This is a genomic window from Streptomyces sp. F001 (assembly GCF_004187715.1).
GTDB lineage: Bacteria > Actinomycetota > Actinomycetes > Streptomycetales > Streptomycetaceae > Streptomyces > Streptomyces flavusporus.
In genome coordinates this window covers 1-1,579 of the sequence record NZ_QZWF01000160.1, presented here as the reverse complement: position 1 = coordinate 1,579, position 1,579 = coordinate 1, and the positions used below count along the sequence as shown (strand labels likewise).

Below are 1,579 nucleotides of genomic sequence, written 5' to 3'. Positions count from 1 at the left end.
GTACTACAGCCGGAGATCTTGTGACGGAGTCTGTGTGGTGTCGTTGACCGGGCATGATGCTGGGTGTGACGGCTGAGCAGATAGCCGAGTGGGATGCTGAACTGTCCGCGTTGACCGGTTCGTTGGGGTACTTGTTCAACCGGCCGGAGCCTCGCATGGTGTTCGCGCAGTTCATCGAGGGGCTGCTGGCGGAGCTGCCGAAGAAGAACGGCTGGACGCTGTCGGAGCGGGCCGGGCATGTGACCGCGGACCGGATGCAGTGGCTGCTCAACGGATCGGTGTGGGACGCCGACCGGCTGCGTGACGCGATCCGCGACTACGTCATCACCCACCTGGGCGACCAGGACGCTGCGCTCGTCATCGATGACACCCAGGCTCAGAAGAAGGGCACCAAGTCGGTCGGGGTGGCCTTCCAGCACTGCGGGCTGACCGGCGATGTCCGCAACTGTCAAACCATGGTGATGCTCACCTACGCCACCGCCGCCGGGCACGCCTTCATAGACCGCCGCCTGTATCTGCCCGAGGAATGGACGAACGACCGCGAACGGTGCGCTCAGGCCGGGGTGCCCGACGAGATCGCCTTCGCCACCAAGCCCGAGCTGGCCATCTCGATGCTCGAGCAGGCCCGCGCGGCCCACGTGCCGTTCTCCTGGGTGCTGGCTGACGCCGGCTATGGCCGTGACCCGCAGCTTCGGGCCTGGTGCCACGGGCGGAAGGTGCCGTACGTGTTCGGCGTCCCGGTCGACCTCCCGATCGACGGCCCGCCGGGCAAGCCGCGCCAGCCGGCCGTGAAACGCGCCGATGACCTGCTCCACTACGCGAAAACCCGTGACCAGTGGGAACGCCGCTCCTGCGGCGACGGCGCCAAGGGCGAGCGTCTTTACGACTGGACGGCCTTCGCCGTGCAGGTCAAAGACGAGAACCCGGCCGACGGCTTCACACACTGGCTGGTGCTGCGGAGGTCCCTGCACCCAAACCGACGCGGCAAGGACGGCCAACTTCACCGGGAGATCGCCTACTTCCTCATCCACGCCCCCGCCGCCACCGCGGTCTCGGAGGTCATCGCCCGGGCCGGTGGCCGCTGGCAGATCGAGGAGGACAACGAGATCAACAAGCAGCTTGTCGGCCTGGCTCAGTACCAGGTCCGCAAGTGGACCCCCTGGCACCGTCACGTCACCGCCTGCATGCTGGCCACCGCGTTCCTCAGCATCCAACGCGCCGCCCTCCCCGAACCCGGCCAGACCCTCGAATCCGAGCCGGACACCGGCTCGGAGCAGGCGCCCGACCAGGGAAAAGCGCCGAGCATCGACGAGAGCGAGGCCGCTGGCTGATCCCCGGCCCACTCCTGCACCCCTCGGTCCACACCATCCGGCACTGCCTGGCCGCCACCCATCTCAACCCGCGCCACCCCGTGGAGACCGTCCTGACCTGCGAGTTATGGCGTCGGCTCCACCAGACCCGCGCCATGGTCAGTCACTACCGACGCCGCGGAGACCCGCTCCCGGACCGACTCCAACCCTGGGCGCACCACCCGCCGATCCCACCCATCACCGATCCTCAAGATCTCCGGCTGTAGTAC

Annotated in this window: 1 protein-coding gene; it reads left to right on the top strand. The window is 67.8% G+C overall.

Annotation, left to right across the window (positions count from 1 at the left end):
- Positions 1-65: 65 nt before the first annotated feature.
- The gene (locus tag StrepF001_RS45225; protein ID WP_206307176.1) at positions 66-1,331 is read left to right on the top strand and encodes an IS701 family transposase; all 1,266 of its coding nucleotides are present in this window, start codon (positions 66-68) and stop codon (positions 1,329-1,331) included.
- The last annotated feature ends 248 nt before the right edge of the window (positions 1,332-1,579 follow it).